Source organism: Falsiroseomonas selenitidurans (assembly GCF_012103215.1).
Lineage (GTDB): Bacteria > Pseudomonadota > Alphaproteobacteria > Acetobacterales > Acetobacteraceae > Falsiroseomonas > Falsiroseomonas selenitidurans.
This window is the reverse complement of sequence record NZ_JAAVNE010000009.1, coordinates 100,746-116,252: the sequence shown is the minus strand read 5'-3', so window position 1 is coordinate 116,252 and position 15,507 is coordinate 100,746. Positions and strand designations below refer to the sequence as shown.

Sequence of the window (15,507 nt, the reverse complement as noted above, 5' to 3'; positions counted from 1 at the left end):
CTTCAGTCCAGCCTGGTCCCGGCGGTGATCGGCGGGCCGAGGTTCAGCGACCCCTCCAGCCGGTAGCCCAGGTTCAGGCCGGTGCGCCGGACCCAGACCTGCTTCAGGTCGAACAATGGCAGGCTGCATCCGGCCTCCATCACCTTGCGCTGCGCCGCGGCCCACAGCGCCATCTGCCGCGCCTCGTCCGGCTCCGCCCGCGCCGCGTCGATCTCGGCATCGGCGGCGCTGCAATGGGCGAAGTTGAGCGACATGGTGGGCTGCCCGGGCGCGCTGCGCGAGTGGTAGAACTGGCTCAGATAGCTGTCGGCCACCGGGTAGCGCGCGGCGCCGTAGAATGTGAACTGCGACAGGTCCTGGCGGATCCGGGCATGGTAGGTGGCGTGTTCCACCACATCCATGTCGAGCCGGATATTGGCCCGCCGCAGCTGCGCCTGCACCACCTCCATGATCGGCAGCTGCGCGGAGTTCGAGGAGACGACGGCGCGGATGGTGATGCCCTGGGGATGGCCCGCCTCGGCCAGCAGGGCGCGGGCGCGGGCCAGGTCGTGTGGGAAGCGCGGCACCTCCTCCGTCGCACCCAGATAGCCGGGCGGCACCGGGCTCGCCCAGGGGGTCGCCACGTCCAGCCCGACGAAGCGGGCGATGGCCGGCGCGTCGATGGCGTGCTGCACCGCATGGCGCACCCGCACATCATGCAGCGGCGGGGTGCGGCCATTGATCAGCAGGGTGCGGAATTCGCCGGGGGAGAAGACTTCCACCGCGGTGTTCGGATGCGCCCGCATCCGCGTCACCCAGCGCTGCTCGCGCCGCCCGATGAACAGGTCCAGCTCCCCGGCCGTATAGGCCAGCTCCCGCGTCGCGTCGGAGGTGATGAAGCGCAGCTCGATGGCGCGGATGGCGGGGCGGCCACGCCAATGCGCGTCATGCGCCACCATCCGCGCCATGCCGCCGCCGGCGCGTTCCATCCGGAAGGGTCCGGTGCCGGAAGGCTGCCCGCCGGCATCGGCGCGGCGGGAGACGATCATGCCGCCGTGGTAGTTGGCAAACAGGCCCAGCGCGCCGGCCACCGCTTCCCGCATCGTCACCCGGACCGTCATCGGGTCCACCACCTCCACCGCCGTCATCGGCGCGTAGCTGCCGGCGAAGGCGCTGCGGGCGCGGTCCGCGGCGCGGCGGAGCGAGAAGGCCACGTCCTCCGCCTCCAGCGGGTTGCCGTCCTGGAAGCGCACGCCGGGGCGCAGGTGGAAGGTCCAGGTCAGGCCATCGGCGCTGCGGGTGAAGCGCTCGGCCAGGTCGGGCTCCAGCTTCGCCGGGTCGGCGGAACCGGGCGGGAAGCGCACCAGCCCCTCATAGGCCCAGGAAAGCGGCGCCTTGTCCTGCGTGGCGCTGGCGCGGTGCGGGTCGGTGGTGCCCATGTCCTGCGCGATGAGGCCCACGCGCAGGGTCTGTGCGCCTGCCTGCATCGGCAGGGCCAGCGCCATGGCGGCCGCGGCCAGAAATTTCCAAGCCATTCCCGTTTCTCCTCCAGCCGCCCCGTCCACAGGCCTTCGGCCTGTCCCGGCTTGCAGGATGGCCCCCGCCGGGCCACGCTCGCAACCATGTCATCGCCACCTTCCCACACGGGCCTGTTCGACGTCGCCATCATCGGCGGCGGCATGGTCGGTTCCGCCATCGGCTATGGCTGCGCGGAACGCGGCGCGCGGGTGGCGGTGCTGGACGAGGGCGACGTGGCGCTGCGCGCGGCGCGCGGCAATTTCGGGCTGGTCTGGTCGCAATCCAAGGGCGACGGCATGCCGGCCTATGCCGCCTGGACACGGCAGAGCGTGGCGCTGTGGCCGGCGCTGGCGGAACGTGCCTCCGCCCTGGCGGGGCGGGACGTGCAGTATCGCGCCGTGGGTGGGCTGACCTTCTGCCTCGATGAGGCGGAGTATGCGGCGCGCGCGCATTTCGTGCAGCGCATGCACAACCAGGGCCAGCAGGGGCTGGTGATGCTGGACCGCCGGCAATTGCAGGACCTGATGCCCGGATGCCCGCTGGGGCCGGCGGTGCGCGGCGCCAGCTACCAGCCGGCGGATGGGCATGTGGACCCGCTGACCCTGCTGCGCGGGCTGCAGGCGGGCATGCGCGCCGCCGGCGGGGTGCACCTGCCCGGCGCGGCGGTGGAGGCGATCGACCCCATCGCCGGCGGCTATCGCCTGCGCCGCGCCGATGGCAGCGAGGTTTCCGCCCAGCGCGTGGTGATCGCCGCCGGGGTGCTGACCACGAAGCTGGCGCAGATGGTGGGCCTCGACGTGCCGGTGCGCCCCGTGCGCGGGCAGAACATCGTCACGGAGCGCCTGGCACCGATCCTGCCGCTGCCGGCCAGCGCCATCCGCCAGACCGGCGACGGCACGGTGCAGATCGGCGTGACCAGCGAGGATGACGGCAGCTTCGCCACCGGCACCACGGTCGATGCGCTGTCGCGCATGGCCGGCCGGGCGCTGCGCGTGCTGCCGGTGCTGGCGCAGGCGCGCATGGTGCGCGGCTGGGCGGCGCTGCGGCCGATGACGCCGGATGGCTTCCCCGCCTATGCCGAAAGCACCACGCATCCCGGCGCCTTCGTCGCCACCTGCCATTCCGGCGTGACGCTGGCGGCCGTCCATGCCGGGCCGCTGGCCGGCGCCATCCTGACCGGCGCGCTGCCCGAGCATGCGCGGGACCTGCATCCGGACCGCTTCGTTGGAATGACCGATGTTTCGTCGCACTGAGCCCACCGACTGCACCATCACCTGGGAAGGCCGCACCCTGCCGGCCCGCACCGGGGAAAGCCTGGCCGCGGCGCTGCTGGCCGCGGGGATCACCGCGTTCCGCGAAACGCCCGTCAGCGGCAGCCCGCGCGGGCCGCTCTGCCTGATGGGGGCCTGCTTCGACTGCCTGGTGGAGGTGGAGGGCGCGCAGAACATGCAGGCCTGCCTGGTGCCGGTCTCGCCCGGGCTGCGCGTGGCGATGCAGCGCGGCGCGCGCGACTTCGTGGAGGATGCGGCGTGAGCGTCGCCGACGAATGGACCGCCGGGCCGACGGGCAGCGCCCCGGCAGCGGCGCAGGTGGATGTGCTGGTGCTGGGCGCCGGCCCCGCCGGCATGGCGGCGGCGAACGAGGCGCGGGCGCATGGCATGTCCGTGCTGCTGCTGGACGAGAATGCCGCGCCGGGCGGGCAGGTGCATCGCGCCGTCGAATCCCGCACGCCGAAGGATGAGCAGGACCGGGACGGCGCGAAGCTCGCCGCGGCCTTCCGTGCCTCGGGCACCGACTACCGGCCGGGTGCGACGCTGTGGGCGGTCGAGCCGGCGACGGAGGGCGGCGGCGGCAAGGTGTTCTGGTCCGAGGGCGGCGCCGCGCGCAGCGTGGCGACGCAGCGGCTGATCCTCTGCGCCGGCGCCACGGAACGGCCGCTGCCCATCCCGGGCTGGACGCTGCCGGGGGTGATGAGCGTCGGCGCCGCGCAGATCGCGCTGAAGACGGCCGGGCTGGTGCCGGAAGGACAGGTCTGGCTGGCCGGGCAGGGGCCGCTGCTGTGGCTCTACGCGGTGCAGGCGCTGGAGCGTGGCGGCCGGCTGGCCGGCATCATCGACCTGTCGCCGCCGGGCGGGCTGCGTCGCGCCCTGCCGCATCTGGGCCGCGCGCTGAAGGCACCGGAGTATCTGTGGCGCGGGCTGCAATGGCAGCGCCGGGTGAGGCGGGCCGGCGTCGCCGTGACCGTGGCGCGGGCGTTGCGGGCGGAAGGCGAGGGGCGGCTGGCGCGCATTGTCGTCGATGGCGTGGCGCATCCGGCCGACCTGCTGCTGCTGCATGACGGCGTGGTGCCGAACACCCAGGTGACGCGCGCCATCCCCGGCTGCGTGCATGGCTGGGACCCGGTGCAGGCCTGCTGGCGGCCGGGGCTCGACCTGTGGGGCAACACGGCGGTGGCGGGCGTGATGGTGGCGGGCGATTCCGCCGGCATCGGCGGTGCCCGCGCGGCGGTCCATGCCGGGCGCATCGCGGCGCTGGAGGCGGCCCGCGCGCTGGGCCGCATCACCACCGACGAACGCGACGCCCGCGCCGGCCCGCTGCGCCTGCTGCGGGACCGCCAATTGGCGCCGCGGCTGTTCCTGGACGCGATGTTCCCGCCGCTGCCGCCGGCCGCCATCGCCGATGAGGTGGTTCTGTGCCGGTGCGAGGAGGTGACGGCCGGGCGGGTGCGCCAGGCGGTGGCACTCGGCTGCCTCGGCGCCAACCAGACCAAGGCCTTCACCCGCGCCGGCATGGGCCCGTGCCAGGGGCGCATCTGCGGCCCGGCGGTGCATGGCGTGATCGCCGCGGCGCGCGGCGTGGCGGGCGGCGAGGTGGACCCGTTCCGCACCCGCTTCCCCACCAAGCCGCTGACGCTGGGCGAATTGGCGGCCTTGGCAGGGCCGCTGTGATCCGGCGATGAGGCAGGCACTCGTCATCGGCGGCGGGCTGCACGGGCTTTCCACCGCCCTGCACCTGGCGCGCACCCCCGGCTGGCAGGTCACGCTGCTGGAACGCCGGCATGTCGGGCGCCATTCCAGCGGGGTGAATGCGGGCGGCGTGCGCCGCCTCGGCCGCGCCCTGCCGGAGATCGCGCTCTCCGTCGTGGCGGCGGAGATGTGGCACGGCATCCAGGCGCTGGTCGGCGACGATTGCGGCTTCCGCGCCACCGGCCAGGTGAAGGTGGCCGAATCCGCCGCCGACATGGCGCGCAACGAGGCGCGCGTGGCGGAGGTCCGCGCGCTGGGCTGGCGCCACGAGGAGGTGGTGGACCAGGCGGAGGTGCGCCGCCTGCTGCCCGCCGTCTCGCCGCATGTGGTGGGCGCCATCGTCACCCGGGATGATGGTTCGGCCGACCCGATGCGCACCGTCATGGCCTTCCGCGCCGCGGCGGAACGCGCCGGGGTGACGATCCGCGAGGGCATCGCGGTGACAGGGCTGGCGCGGACCGCGGAGGGCACCATCCGCGTCCAGACCGACCAGGGGGATTTCGAGGCGGAGCGAGTGGCCAATTGCGCCGGCGCCTGGGCGCCGGACCTTGCCGCCCTGGCCGGCGAGACCATCCCCTGCGGCACCAAGGCCAGCATGATGATCGTGACGGAGCGCCTGCCGGCCTTCGTCGATCCCACCGTGGGGGCGACGGCCCGCGCCCTGTCCTTCAAGCAGACCGCCAGCGGCACCGTGGTGATCGGCGGCGGCCATCAGGGACGGAGCGACAAGGCGGCCGAGACCTCCACCGTGCTGTTCGGCAGCCTGGCCCATGCCGCGCGCATCGCCGCGGAGATCTTTCCCTGCGTCGCCCAGGCGCGCATCGTCCGCAGCTGGACGGGGACCGAGGCTCGGCCGCCGGACGACATGCCGGTGATCGGCGAAAGCCGCACCCTGCCGGGGCTGTTTCATTCCTTCGGCTTCGCCGGCCACGGCTTCCAGCTCTCCCCGGCCGCCGGCGCGGCGGTGGCGGAGCTGATGGCGCGCGGCGCCACCAACCTGCCGGTGGCCGCCTTCAGCCAGGATCGCTTCGCCGTTCCGGCTTGATGCGGCGCGCCCGCTGGCGCAGGTTTGCGGATGATGAATCAACCTGCCCTCGACCTTGTCGGCCTGCGCACCGAATTCCGCATCGGCGGAGAATGGCACCCCGCGGTGCGCGACCTGTCGCTGACCCTGATGCGGGACGAAACCCTGGCCCTGGTGGGGGAAAGCGGCTGCGGCAAATCCGTCACCGCCCTGTCCGTGATGGGGCTGGTGCAGCCGCCCTTCGGCCGGGTGGCCAGGGGGCGGATCCTGCTGGATGGCCAGGACCTGGCCGGCCTGTCCGACCAGGCGCTGGAATCCGTGCGCGGCAACCGCATGGCGATGATCTTCCAGGAACCGATGACCAGCCTGAACCCGGTGATGACCGTGGGCGACCAGGTGGCGGAGGTTTTGCGCATCCACCGCGGCATGGACCGCAGCGCGGCGCGGGCGCGGGCGAAACAGCTGTTCGAGGAGGTCAAGATTCCCTCCGCCGAGCAGCGGCTGGACGAGTATCCGCACCAGTTCTCCGGCGGCATGCGCCAGCGCGTGATGATCGCCATCGCGCTGGCCTGCGAGCCGGCGGTGCTGCTGGCGGACGAGCCGACCACGGCGCTGGATGTCACCATCCAGGCGCAGGTGCTGGGGCTGCTGGCGGATCTGCAGAAGAAGCACGGCATGGCGGTGCTGTTCATCACCCACAACCTGGGCGTGGTGGCGCAGATCGCGGACCGGGTGGCGGTGATGTATGCCGGGGAGATCGTGGAGCAGGGGCCGGTCGGCGCCATCTTCGCCAATCCCCAGCACCCCTATACGCGCGCCCTGTTCAGCGCCATCCCGCGGCTGGACCAGCCGGGCCAGGCGCTGTCCGCCATTCCCGGCCGCGTGCCGCCGCTGGATGCCATGCCGCGCGGCTGCCGCTTCGCGCCCCGCTGCGGCATGGCCCGCGCCGGGTGTGAACAGGAACAGGTGCTGGCGGGCGTGGCGGACGGCCACGCGGCGCGCTGCCATGTCGCGACGGGAGCCCTGATGCATGCTTGACCCTGTGGGACGCGTGGTCCTGGTCTCCGGCGCCTCGCGCGGCATCGGGCGGGAGGTGCTGCGGCGCCTGCATGGCAGCGGCTGGCTGGTCAGCGCCGGCGTGCGCAGCGCCGGCCGGCTGGTCGCCGGGCCGGACCTGCTGCTGCACCCCTATGAGGCCGAGGGCAGTGCCGCCGAATGGGTGGCGGCGACCATGGCGCGCTTCGGGCGGATCGACGCCGTGGTGAACGCCGCCGGCATCAACCCCAAGGCAAGGCTGCTGGATGAGGACGAGACCGCGCATGACGCCATGTGGCGGGTGAACGTGAAGGGCCCGATGCGCGTCATCCGCGCCGCCTGGCCGCATCTGGTGGCAAGCGGGGAGGGGCGGGTGGTGAACCTCGCCTCGCTGTCCGGGAAGCGCGTGGCGAATGAGAATATCGGCTACGCGATGAGCAAGTTCGCCGTGGTGGCGATGACGCAGGAAGTGCGGCGGCTGGGCTGGGAGCATGGCATCCGCGCCACCGCCGTCTGCCCCGGCTTCGTGGCGACGGAGATGACCGCGCAGGCGAACTACCCGCGGGAGGCGATGAGCCGGCCGGAGGATGTGGCCGCGCTGGTGGAGATGGTGCTGCGCCTGCCCAACACCGCGACCGTGGGCGAGTTGAAGGTGAATTGCCGGTTCGAGGCGCTGGCGTGACCGCGACCCGCCTGCTTGACCAGGACCGGCCCGGCCTCATCTTCACCGTCGATGGCGTGGAGGTACCGGCGAGGCAGGGCGACACGCTGTTGACGGCGATGCTGACGGCGGGCCTCGGCCATGTGCGCACCAGCGAATTCGGCGATGGCGGGCGCGCCGGCTTCTGCTGGATGGGCGCCTGCCAGGATTGCTGGGTGCAGGTGGCGGGCCAGGGCATCCGCCGTGCCTGCACGACATTGGTTCAACCCGGGCTCGAGGTGATCAGGCGATGAAGGTCGTGGTTGTAGGTGCCGGCCCCGCCGGCATCCGCGCGGTGGAACAGCTTGTGCGCGCCGGCGTGACGCCGACCTGGATCGAGGAATCGCCCGATGGCGGCGGCCGCATCACCCAGCGCCCGCCCGCCGGCTTCACCCGCAGCGCCGCGGCGCTGTACGGCGCCGATGCCGGCCGCGCCCGCCGCCTGCACGCGACTCTGGATGCGATGAAGCCGCGCACGGATTGGCGGCCGGACACGCTGGTGTGGAACATCCGCCCGCAGGACCGCGTGCTGCACACCCAGACGGATGGCGCGGCGCAGGCGGAAGTGCCCTATGACGCGCTGATCCTGTGCACCGGCGCCATGGACCGCGTGCTGCCGCTGCCGGGCTGGACGCTGCCGGGCGTCACCACGCTGGGCGGGGCGCAGGTGGCGCTGAAGGCGCAGGGCGTGGGCATCGGCGCGAAGCCCATCCTGGTCGGGACCGGCCCGCTGCTGTGGCTGACCGCGCTGCAATATGCCAAGGCCGGCGCCAAGCCCGCCCTGGTGCTGGACACCACGCCCTTCCTGACCAAGGCCTGGCAGGCCGCCGGCATGATGTGGAACGCCCCCACCTTCCTGCGCGGCATCGGCATCATGGCGGCGCTGCGCCTGCGCGGCGTGCCGATCGCCGAGGATGCGACGCCGCTGGCGATCGAGGGGGTGGAAGGCGCGACCGCGCTGCATTGGCGCGACGCGGCCTGGAAGGAACATGTCACGCCCTGCGACGCGGTGGCGCTGGGCTGGGGGCTGAAGCCGGAATCGCAGCTGGCCGACCTGGCCGGCGTGCCCTTCGACTATGACGCGCTGCAGCACAACTGGGTGCCGCGCCGCGACGCCGCCGGCCGCGCGCCGGTCGCCGGCGTCTACATGGCCGGCGATGGCGCCGGGATCGGCGGGGCGGAGGTGGCGGAGCTCTCCGGCGCCCGCGCCGCGCTGGCGCTGCTGGCCGATGCGAAGCTGCCCTCGGACGCGGCGCTCACCGCGCATCTGGACGGCCGGCTGCGCACCGAGGCGCGCTTCCGCGCCGCGCTGGAACGCGCCTTCCCCTACCCGGCGAAGCTCGCCGCGCGGATGGAGGACAGCACGCCGGTCTGCCGCTGCGAGGTCATCACCGCCGGCGAATTGCGCGCCGCGGCGGCGGCCGATGCGCCGGAGATGAACCGCGCCAAGGCCTTCTCCCGCATCGGGATGGGCCGCTGCCAGGGCAGGCTCTGCGGCACGCCGGCGGCGGAGGTGCTGGCCAGCGCGCTGGGCGTGACGGTGGCGGAGGTCGGGCGGCTGCGCGGCCAGCCGCCGGTGAAGCCCATCCCGCTGCAACAGCCGGCCGCCTGAGGCGTGCAAGCAGATGTCCTGATCGTCGGCGGCGGCGGCGCCGGCTGTTCCGCCGCCTTGCATCTGGCGAAGCGGGGCGTGCGGGTGGTGCTGCTGGAACGCGGCCTGGTGGGCAGCCAGGCCACGGGCGTGAACTATGGCGGCGTGCGCCAGCAGGGCCGCCACCCGGCCGGCATTCCGCTGGCGCGCAAATCCCGGGAAATCTGGTCGCGCATCACCGAACTCACCGGTGCGGATGTGGAATTCGATCCCTGCGGCCACCTCAAGCTGGCGCGCAGCGAGGCGGAGGAGGCGGAACTGCTGCGCTGGAACGCGCTGGCCGCGGAACACGGGCTGCACCCGCGCATGATCGGCCGCAACGCGATCCGCGAGCGCTTCCCGCATTTCAGCGACGTGGTCATCGGCGGCAGCCTGATGGAGGAGGATGGCAGCGCCAATCCGCGCCTGCTGGCCCCCGCCCTGGCGCGCGCCGCGCGGGCCGCGGGCGCCACCATCCTGGAACACCACGCGGTGACGGAGCTGGCGCATGACGGCGCCGCCTTCGACGTGCGGGCGAATGGCACGCACTTCACCGCGCCCTGGCTGCTGAACTGCGCCGGCTTCTGGGGCGGCGCGATCGCGGCCCGCTTCGGCGAGCCCGTGCCGGTGGAAAAGCTGCACCCCAACATGCTGGTGACGGAGCCGCTGCCCTACTTCCTGCGCGAAAGCCTCGGCGTCGTCGGCGGCGACCTGTACCTCCGCCAGATCCCGCGCGGCAACGTCATCTTCGGCGGTGGCCGCGGCGAGAGCGACGCTGCCATCAGCGTGACGCGGCCACGCCCGGAGGCCGCCTTTGGTGCGATGCAGCGCGCCATCGCGGTGATCCCGCGCCTGGCCCATGCCATGGTGATCCGCAGCTGGACCGGCACGGATGGCGAGATGCCGGACCATTTCCCGGTGCTCGGCCCCTCCCGCACCACGCCGGGGCTGGTGCATGCCTTCGGCTTCTGCGGCGAGGGATTCCAGACCGGGCCGGGCGTCGGCGCCGTGCTGTCCGAGCTGGTGATGGACGGGGCCACGGATGTGCCGCTGGAGGCCTTCGACATCGGGCGCTTCACGGCGGCGCCTGGAGCGGTCTAAGCTCCCCGACAGATCAAACGGGGAAAAATTTCATGCGGGGATTTCGTGCGGCGCTGCTGGGCAGCGCCATGGCCATCGCTTCCGCCATCGGGCTGAACACCACGGCGATGGCGCAGGGTGCCGCTGGGGGCCAGACGCTGCGCGTCGGCATGGCGGCGCAGGATGTCGGGCGGCTTGATCCCCACTTCGCCGTCTCCACCATCGACCGCGTCGTCGTCGCCTGGATGTTCAACGGCCTGGTGCGCTTCAAGCCCGGCTCCATCGACCCGGCGCTGATCGAGCCCGACCTCGCGGAACGCTGGGAGAGCAGCGCCGACGGCAAGACCTGGACCTTCCACCTGCGCCGCGGCGTGCAGTTCCATGGCGGCTTCGGCGAGATGACCGCCGATGACGTGGTGTTCTCGCTGCGCAAGGCCGGCACCGCCGCCTCCAGCGCCTTCGCCGCCGACTACCGCGCGATCGAGACGATCGAGGCGGTGGATTCCCACACCGTGCGGATCGTGCTGCGGAACAACGTGCCGAGCCTGCTCGGCATCCTCACCAACTATTCCGGCGGCTACATCGTCTCGAAGAAGGCGGTCGAGCAGCGCGGCGACAATTTCGTGCGCGCTCCGATCGGCACCGGCCCCTTCGCGCTGGACCGGGTGACGCCGAACCAATCCGCCGAGCTGGTGGCGCATGCGGGCTATTTCCGCGGCGCGCCGCAGCTGGGGCGCATCAGCTACCGCTTCATCCCCTCCGACGCCTCGCGCGACCTGGCCTTCCAGAATCGCGAGCTCGACCTGAATTACGGCCGCGCCGACCAGACCTGGGTGAACCGCACGCGGCAGGTGCCGAACACCGTGGTCGATGTGTTCGAGCCGGGTGAGCTGGCGATCCTGCACCTGAACACCACGGCGCCGCCCTTCAACGACATCCGCATCCGCCAGGCGATGGCGCATGCGGTGAACCGGTCGGAGCTGGTGCGTTTCCGCGGCCAGGACGTGTCGCGGGAAGCGCAGTCCGTGGTGCCGCGCGGCTATCTCGGCTTCACGGCGGAGCACACGCTGCCGGGTGCCGATCCGGCGCGCGCGCGGGCGCTGCTGGCGGAGGCCGGGCACCCGAACGGCATCACCATCCGCGTCATCCACACGCAGCTGCCGGAGATGCTGAACATGATGCAGGTGGTGCAGCAGCAGCTGCGCCGGTCCGGCATCACGCTCGACCTTCAGGTGGTGGAACACGCGACCTTCCACCAGCAGATCCGCCAGGACCTGTCGCCGCTGGTCTATTACTCCGCCGCGCGCTTCCCGGTGGCGGACATCTACCTGACGCAGTTCTTCCATGGCCGGTCCATCGTGAAGACGCCGACGGCGGTGACGAATTTCTCGCACTGCAACCAGGCGGATGAGCAGATCGACCAGGCGCGCGTTTCCACCGACATCGAGGCGCAGCGCCGCCTGTGGGGCGAGGCGCAGCGCATCCTGGTGCAGAATGTCTGCGGCGTGCCGCTGATCGAGACGCTGCTGGTCTTCGCCCGCCGCGACAACCTGGACTACGGCTACGCGTTGCGCGGCTCGATGAGCCTGGGCCCGCTGATCACCGAAGCGACGCGGCTGCGGTGACGCGGCCCGAGCGCTCACCCCAACCCTCTCCCGGATGCGGGAGAGGGCGCAGGGCCCGCCGATGATCGGCTTCGTCCTTCGCCGCCTGCTGGCGGCCGTGCCGACGCTGATCGCGGTGCTGACGCTGGTCTTCATCATCGTCCGCATCGTGCCGGGCGACCCGGCGCTGGTGATCCTGGGCGACCAGGCGACGCCGGAGGCGATCGCCGCGCTGCATGTCCGCCTTGGCCTCGATCGTTCGCTGTGGGCGCAGTATTTCAGCTTCATCAGCAGCGCGCTGATGGGCGATTTCGGCGTCTCCATGGTCACCGGCCGCTCCATCACCGCGGAGGTCGCGGCGGTGCTGCCGCACACCATCGACCTGACGCTGGCCTCCATGGTGTTCGGCGTGGCGGTCGGCGTGCCGGTCGGCATCTGGGCGGCGCTGAACCGCAACGGCGTGGTGGATGTGGCGGCGCGGGTGCTGTCGCTGCTCGGCCTTTCCTTCCCGGTCTTCGTCTCCGGCATTTTCCTCCTGCTGGCCTTCTCGCTGCATTGGCGCTGGTTCCCGGTGATCGGCGCGTCCGACCTGTCCGACTACGGCGACCGGCTGCACAAGCTGGTGCTGCCCACCGTGGCGCTCGGCCTCATCATGGCCGCCTACATCACCCGCGTGACGCGCAGCGCCATGCTGCAGTCGCTGGGCGAGGACTACATCCGCACCGCCCGCGCCAAGGGCGTGCCGTGGCGGCGCGTGGTCTGGGTGCATGGGCTGCGCAACGCCTCCATCCCCATCGTCACCGTGGTCGGCCTCTATGTCGGCATCCTGCTGGGCAATTCGGTGCTGACCGAGATCGTCTTCAACCGGCCCGGCCTGGGCAAGATCATCGTCGGCGCGCTGAACCAGCGGGACTACACGATGCTGCAGGGGTTGATGGTGATCTACTGCTTCCTGATCGTCGTGGTGAACCTCATCACCGACCTGCTGTACGGCGTGATCGACCCCAGGGTGAAAGCCGAATGAGCGTCACCCAGGAACTCGTCGCCCCGCCGGCGCCCTCCGGCTGGCGGCGCGCGCTGGGCAAGGCGCGCAGCAACCCGACCACCGCGGTGGGCGTGGTGATCTGCGTGATCATCATGCTGGCCGCCGTGCTCGCCCCCTGGCTCGCGCCCTACGACCCGGCGGAGCAGGACATCTTCAACCGGCTGCAGCCGCCTTCCGCGGACTTCCTGCTGGGCACGGACCAGTTCGGTCGCGACATCCTCTCCCGCCTCATGTGGGGCGGGCAGATCTCGCTGACCGTCTCGCTCGGTGCCATCTTCGCTGCCGCCATCATCGGCGGCGCCATCGGCCTGGTCTCCGGCTATATCGGCGGCAGGTTCGACCTGCTGGTGATGCAGGTGATGGATGTGCTGCTGTCCTTCCCCTCGCTGATCCTCGGCCTGATCGTGGTGGCGCTGCTGGGGCCGGAGTTGATCAACCTGGTGGTGGCCATCGCGCTGACCGCCATCGCGCCCTTCGCCCGCGTCGCCCGGGCGCCCACCCTGGCGCTGAAGGAACGTGCCTTCGTGGAAGCCGGCCGGGCGCTGGGCTTCAGCCATACCCGCGTGCTGTTCCGCCACATCCTGCCCAACATCCTGTCCGAGGTGATGGTGATGGGCACGCTGTGGCTGGCCACCGCGGTGCGCGTGGAGGCGTCCCTGTCCTTCATCGGCCTTGGCGTGAAGCCGCCGACCGCGACCTGGGGCGGCATGACGCGCGACGGCTTCGAGAACATCCTGGACGCGCCCTGGCTCGCCGTGTTTCCCGGCATCGCCATCCTGTTCCTGGTGCTGGGGCTGAACATGGTGGGCGACGGGCTGCGCGACGCCACCGACCCGAAGCTGAGGAACGAATGACCACACCCGTCCTGGTCGTTGACGGGCTGCGCAAGCATTTCGTCTCGAAGAAGGGGTTCCCGACGCCGCGCACGGTCCGCGTCCGCGCGGTGGAGGACATCTCCTTCACCATCCATGCCGGCGAGGCCTTCGGCCTGGTGGGTGAATCCGGCTGCGGCAAATCCACCGCGGCCCGCGCCCTTCTCAGGCTGATCGAACCCGATGCCGGCACCGTCACCTGGAAGGGGGAGAATGTCCTCACCGCCCAGGGTGCCAGCCTGAAGGCGCTGCGCCGGCGCATGCAGATCGTCTTCCAGGATCCCTATTCCTCGCTCGACCCGCGGCAGTCCATCGGCAGCGCGCTGATGGAGCCGATGCAGGTGCATGGCCTGGCGGAGGGAAAGGAAGCCCGCCGCCGCGCCGCGGCGCTGCTGGAGGAGGTGGGCCTGCCGCCCGCGGCGCTGGATCGCTTCCCGCATGAATTCAGCGGCGGCCAGCGCCAGCGCATCGGCATCGCCCGTGCCCTGACGGTGGAGCCGGAGCTGATCGTGGCGGATGAGCCCGTCTCGGCGCTGGATGTCTCGGTGCAGGCGCAGGTGCTGCTGCTGATGCAGGACCTCCGCAAGCGGCGCGGCCTGTCCTTCCTGTTCGTCAGCCACGATCTTTCGGTGGTGCGCTGGTTCTGCGACCGCGTCGCGGTGATGTATCTCGGCCGCATCGTGGAGGAGGGGCCGGCCGGCCGCGTGCTGGCCAACCCGCTGCACCCTTACGCGCAGATGCTGCGCGACGCGTCGCCGATCCCGGACCCGGCGCGGCGCGGCGTGCTGCCGCGCATCATCGGGGAGATCCCCTCCGCCGCGAATCCGCCGCCCGGCTGCCCCTTCCATCCGCGTTGCCCGCACGCCATGCCGCAATGCTCGGTGCGGATGCCGGGTTGGACGCAGGCGGCGGGCGACAACCAGGGCGGCGTCGCCTGCCACCTGCACGGCTGATCAGCCGGCGGGAAAACCCTCCAGCACGATCTTGCCGCGCGACGTGCCGCTTTCGATCGCGGCATGGGCGCGGCGCAGATTGGCGGCGGTGATCGGCCCGAAATGCTCGCCCAGCGTGGTGCGCAGCGTGCCGGTGTCGAGCATCCGGCTGACCTCCACCAGCAGCGCGTGCTGCGCCTGCATGTCCGGCGTGCGGAAGCGGGACCGGGTGAACATCAGCTCCCAGTGCAGCGAGGCCGCCTTCAGCTTCAGCATCCGGAAGTCAGGCGCGGTCTTCGGGTCGTCGATCAGGCAGATGGCGCCCTGCGGCGCGATGATCTCGCAGACCGCCGGCCAATGGGCCTCGGTCTGCGTCGTCACGAAGATGGCCGGGAAGGGCACGCCGAGCGCCCTGGCCTGCGCCGCCAGGTCGCCCGCATGGTCCAGCACGTCATGCGCACCCATCTCCCGCGCCCAGGCCACCGTCTCCGGCCGGCTGGCGGTGGCCACCACCCGCAGCCCGGTGAGCTGGCGGGCGAGCTGCACGGCGATGGAGCCGACGCCGCCGGCACCGCCGATGATCAGCACCGCTTCCTCCCGCGCCGGGGTTCCGCGCGGGATGCGCAGGCGGTCGAACAGCGCCTCCCACGCCGTGATGGCGGTCAGCGGCACGGCGGCCGCCTGGGCGAAGGAAAGCGCCGCGGGCTTCGGGCCGACGAGGCGCTCATCCACCAGATGCAGCGCGGCGTTGGTGCCGGGGCGGGTGATGTCGCCGGCATAGAACACCGCATCGCCGGGGCGGAACAGCGTGGCCCCCGGCCCCACCGCGCGCACCACGCCGGCGGCGTCGTAGCCCAGGATCTTCGGGCTGCCACGCGGATCGTCGCGCAGCCGCACCTTGGCATCCACCGGGTTCACCGAGATGGCGTGCACCGCCACCAGCAGGTCGCGCCCGGTGGGGGCGGGCGGATCGGGCAGGTCCATGTCCTGCAGGGCGGCGGGGTCGCTGGCCGGCAGGCTGTGGGTATAGGCGATGGCGCGCATCACAGGCTCCTCGAAGGC

Annotated in this window: 15 protein-coding genes; 13 read left to right on the top strand and 2 right to left on the bottom strand. The window is 72.1% G+C overall.

Annotation, left to right across the window (positions count from 1 at the left end; all coding sequences use genetic code 11):
- Nucleotides 1-2: 2 nt before the first annotated feature.
- Nucleotides 3-1,514, bottom strand: coding sequence for an ABC transporter substrate-binding protein (locus HEQ75_RS08070; protein ID WP_168029072.1), 1,512 nt, complete (start codon nt 1,512-1,514; stop codon nt 3-5).
- Between the two features lie 87 nt (nt 1,515-1,601).
- Here HEQ75_RS08070 and HEQ75_RS08065 point away from each other — a divergent pair, with 87 nt between their 5' ends.
- The 13 genes from HEQ75_RS08065 to HEQ75_RS08005 all read left to right on the top strand — a co-directional run bounded on the left by HEQ75_RS08065 (nt 1,602) and on the right by HEQ75_RS08005 (nt 14,466).
- On the top strand, nt 1,602-2,750 hold the full coding sequence (locus tag HEQ75_RS08065; protein WP_168029070.1) for an NAD(P)/FAD-dependent oxidoreductase: 1,149 nt from the start codon (nt 1,602-1,604) through the stop codon (nt 2,748-2,750).
- A complete protein-coding gene (locus tag HEQ75_RS08060) occupies nt 2,734-3,030 on the top strand; it encodes a (2Fe-2S)-binding protein (protein ID WP_168029068.1) in 297 nt (98 codons plus the stop codon). The genes HEQ75_RS08065 and HEQ75_RS08060 overlap by 17 nt, the downstream gene beginning before the upstream one ends.
- Nucleotides 3,027-4,445, top strand: a complete 1,419-nt coding sequence (locus tag HEQ75_RS08055; RefSeq protein ID WP_328733482.1) for an FAD/NAD(P)-dependent oxidoreductase — start codon at nt 3,027-3,029, stop codon at nt 4,443-4,445. The genes HEQ75_RS08060 and HEQ75_RS08055 overlap by 4 nt, the downstream gene beginning before the upstream one ends.
- 7 nt (nt 4,446-4,452) lie before the next feature.
- Nucleotides 4,453-5,568 carry an NAD(P)/FAD-dependent oxidoreductase gene (locus HEQ75_RS08050; RefSeq protein ID WP_168029066.1) on the top strand — a complete coding sequence of 372 codons (1,116 nt, stop codon included), beginning with the start codon at nt 4,453-4,455 and terminating at the stop codon, nt 5,566-5,568.
- Between the two features lie 33 nt (nt 5,569-5,601).
- Entirely contained in the window at nt 5,602-6,585 is a 984-nt protein-coding gene (locus HEQ75_RS08045) for an ABC transporter ATP-binding protein (RefSeq protein ID WP_168029064.1), read from the top strand.
- On the top strand, nt 6,578-7,264 hold the full coding sequence (locus tag HEQ75_RS08040; protein ID WP_168029062.1) for an SDR family NAD(P)-dependent oxidoreductase: 687 nt from the start codon (nt 6,578-6,580) through the stop codon (nt 7,262-7,264). The genes HEQ75_RS08045 and HEQ75_RS08040 overlap by 8 nt, the downstream gene beginning before the upstream one ends.
- On the top strand, nt 7,261-7,536 hold the full coding sequence (locus HEQ75_RS08035; RefSeq protein WP_168029060.1) for a (2Fe-2S)-binding protein: 276 nt from the start codon (nt 7,261-7,263) through the stop codon (nt 7,534-7,536). The genes HEQ75_RS08040 and HEQ75_RS08035 overlap by 4 nt, the downstream gene beginning before the upstream one ends.
- Nucleotides 7,533-8,894, top strand: coding sequence for an NAD(P)/FAD-dependent oxidoreductase (locus HEQ75_RS08030; RefSeq protein ID WP_168029058.1), 1,362 nt, complete (start codon nt 7,533-7,535; stop codon nt 8,892-8,894). The genes HEQ75_RS08035 and HEQ75_RS08030 overlap by 4 nt, the downstream gene beginning before the upstream one ends.
- A 3-nt stretch (nt 8,895-8,897) precedes the next feature.
- Entirely contained in the window at nt 8,898-10,013 is a 1,116-nt protein-coding gene (locus tag HEQ75_RS08025) for an NAD(P)/FAD-dependent oxidoreductase (protein ID WP_168029056.1), read from the top strand.
- A gap of 32 nt (nt 10,014-10,045) precedes the next feature.
- Complete coding sequence (locus HEQ75_RS08020; RefSeq protein ID WP_168029054.1) at nt 10,046-11,617, top strand: ABC transporter substrate-binding protein; 1,572 nt, start codon at nt 10,046-10,048, stop codon at nt 11,615-11,617.
- A gap of 61 nt (nt 11,618-11,678) precedes the next feature.
- On the top strand, nt 11,679-12,620 hold the full coding sequence (locus HEQ75_RS08015) for an ABC transporter permease (RefSeq protein WP_168029052.1): 942 nt from the start codon (nt 11,679-11,681) through the stop codon (nt 12,618-12,620).
- The gene (locus HEQ75_RS08010; RefSeq protein ID WP_168029050.1) at nt 12,617-13,495 is read left to right on the top strand and encodes an ABC transporter permease; all 879 of its coding nucleotides are present in this window, start codon (nt 12,617-12,619) and stop codon (nt 13,493-13,495) included. Before HEQ75_RS08015 ends, HEQ75_RS08010 begins: the two co-directional genes overlap by 4 nt.
- Complete coding sequence (locus HEQ75_RS08005) at nt 13,492-14,466, top strand: ABC transporter ATP-binding protein (protein ID WP_168029048.1); 975 nt, start codon at nt 13,492-13,494, stop codon at nt 14,464-14,466. The genes HEQ75_RS08010 and HEQ75_RS08005 overlap by 4 nt, the downstream gene beginning before the upstream one ends.
- Here the strand turns inward: HEQ75_RS08005 and HEQ75_RS08000 are convergent, their stop codons facing one another.
- Complete coding sequence (locus HEQ75_RS08000; RefSeq protein ID WP_168029046.1) at nt 14,467-15,489, bottom strand: zinc-binding alcohol dehydrogenase family protein; 1,023 nt, start codon at nt 15,487-15,489, stop codon at nt 14,467-14,469. It lies immediately after the preceding gene.
- Nucleotides 15,490-15,507: the final 18 nt, after the last annotated feature.

Bases quoted from the DNA above. Each gene is read 5' to 3' on its own strand.
- HEQ75_RS08070 (WP_168029072.1), bottom strand. From the start codon at position 1,514: ATGGCTTGGAAATTTCTGGCCGCGGCCGCCATGGCGCTGGCCCTGCCG.
- HEQ75_RS08065 (WP_168029070.1), top strand. From the start codon at position 1,602: ATGTCATCGCCACCTTCCCACACGGGCCTGTTCGACGTCGCCATCATC.
- HEQ75_RS08060 (WP_168029068.1), top strand. From the start codon at position 2,734: ATGTTTCGTCGCACTGAGCCCACCGACTGCACCATCACCTGGGAAGGC.
- HEQ75_RS08050 (WP_168029066.1), top strand. From the start codon at position 4,453: ATGAGGCAGGCACTCGTCATCGGCGGCGGGCTGCACGGGCTTTCCACC.
- HEQ75_RS08045 (WP_168029064.1), top strand. From the start codon at position 5,602: ATGAATCAACCTGCCCTCGACCTTGTCGGCCTGCGCACCGAATTCCGC.
- HEQ75_RS08040 (WP_168029062.1), top strand. From the start codon at position 6,578: ATGCTTGACCCTGTGGGACGCGTGGTCCTGGTCTCCGGCGCCTCGCGC.
- HEQ75_RS08030 (WP_168029058.1), top strand. From the start codon at position 7,533: ATGAAGGTCGTGGTTGTAGGTGCCGGCCCCGCCGGCATCCGCGCGGTG.
- HEQ75_RS08020 (WP_168029054.1), top strand. From the start codon at position 10,046: ATGCGGGGATTTCGTGCGGCGCTGCTGGGCAGCGCCATGGCCATCGCT.
- HEQ75_RS08015 (WP_168029052.1), top strand. From the start codon at position 11,679: ATGATCGGCTTCGTCCTTCGCCGCCTGCTGGCGGCCGTGCCGACGCTG.
- HEQ75_RS08010 (WP_168029050.1), top strand. From the start codon at position 12,617: ATGAGCGTCACCCAGGAACTCGTCGCCCCGCCGGCGCCCTCCGGCTGG.
- HEQ75_RS08005 (WP_168029048.1), top strand. From the start codon at position 13,492: ATGACCACACCCGTCCTGGTCGTTGACGGGCTGCGCAAGCATTTCGTC.
- HEQ75_RS08000 (WP_168029046.1), bottom strand. From the start codon at position 15,489: ATGCGCGCCATCGCCTATACCCACAGCCTGCCGGCCAGCGACCCCGCC.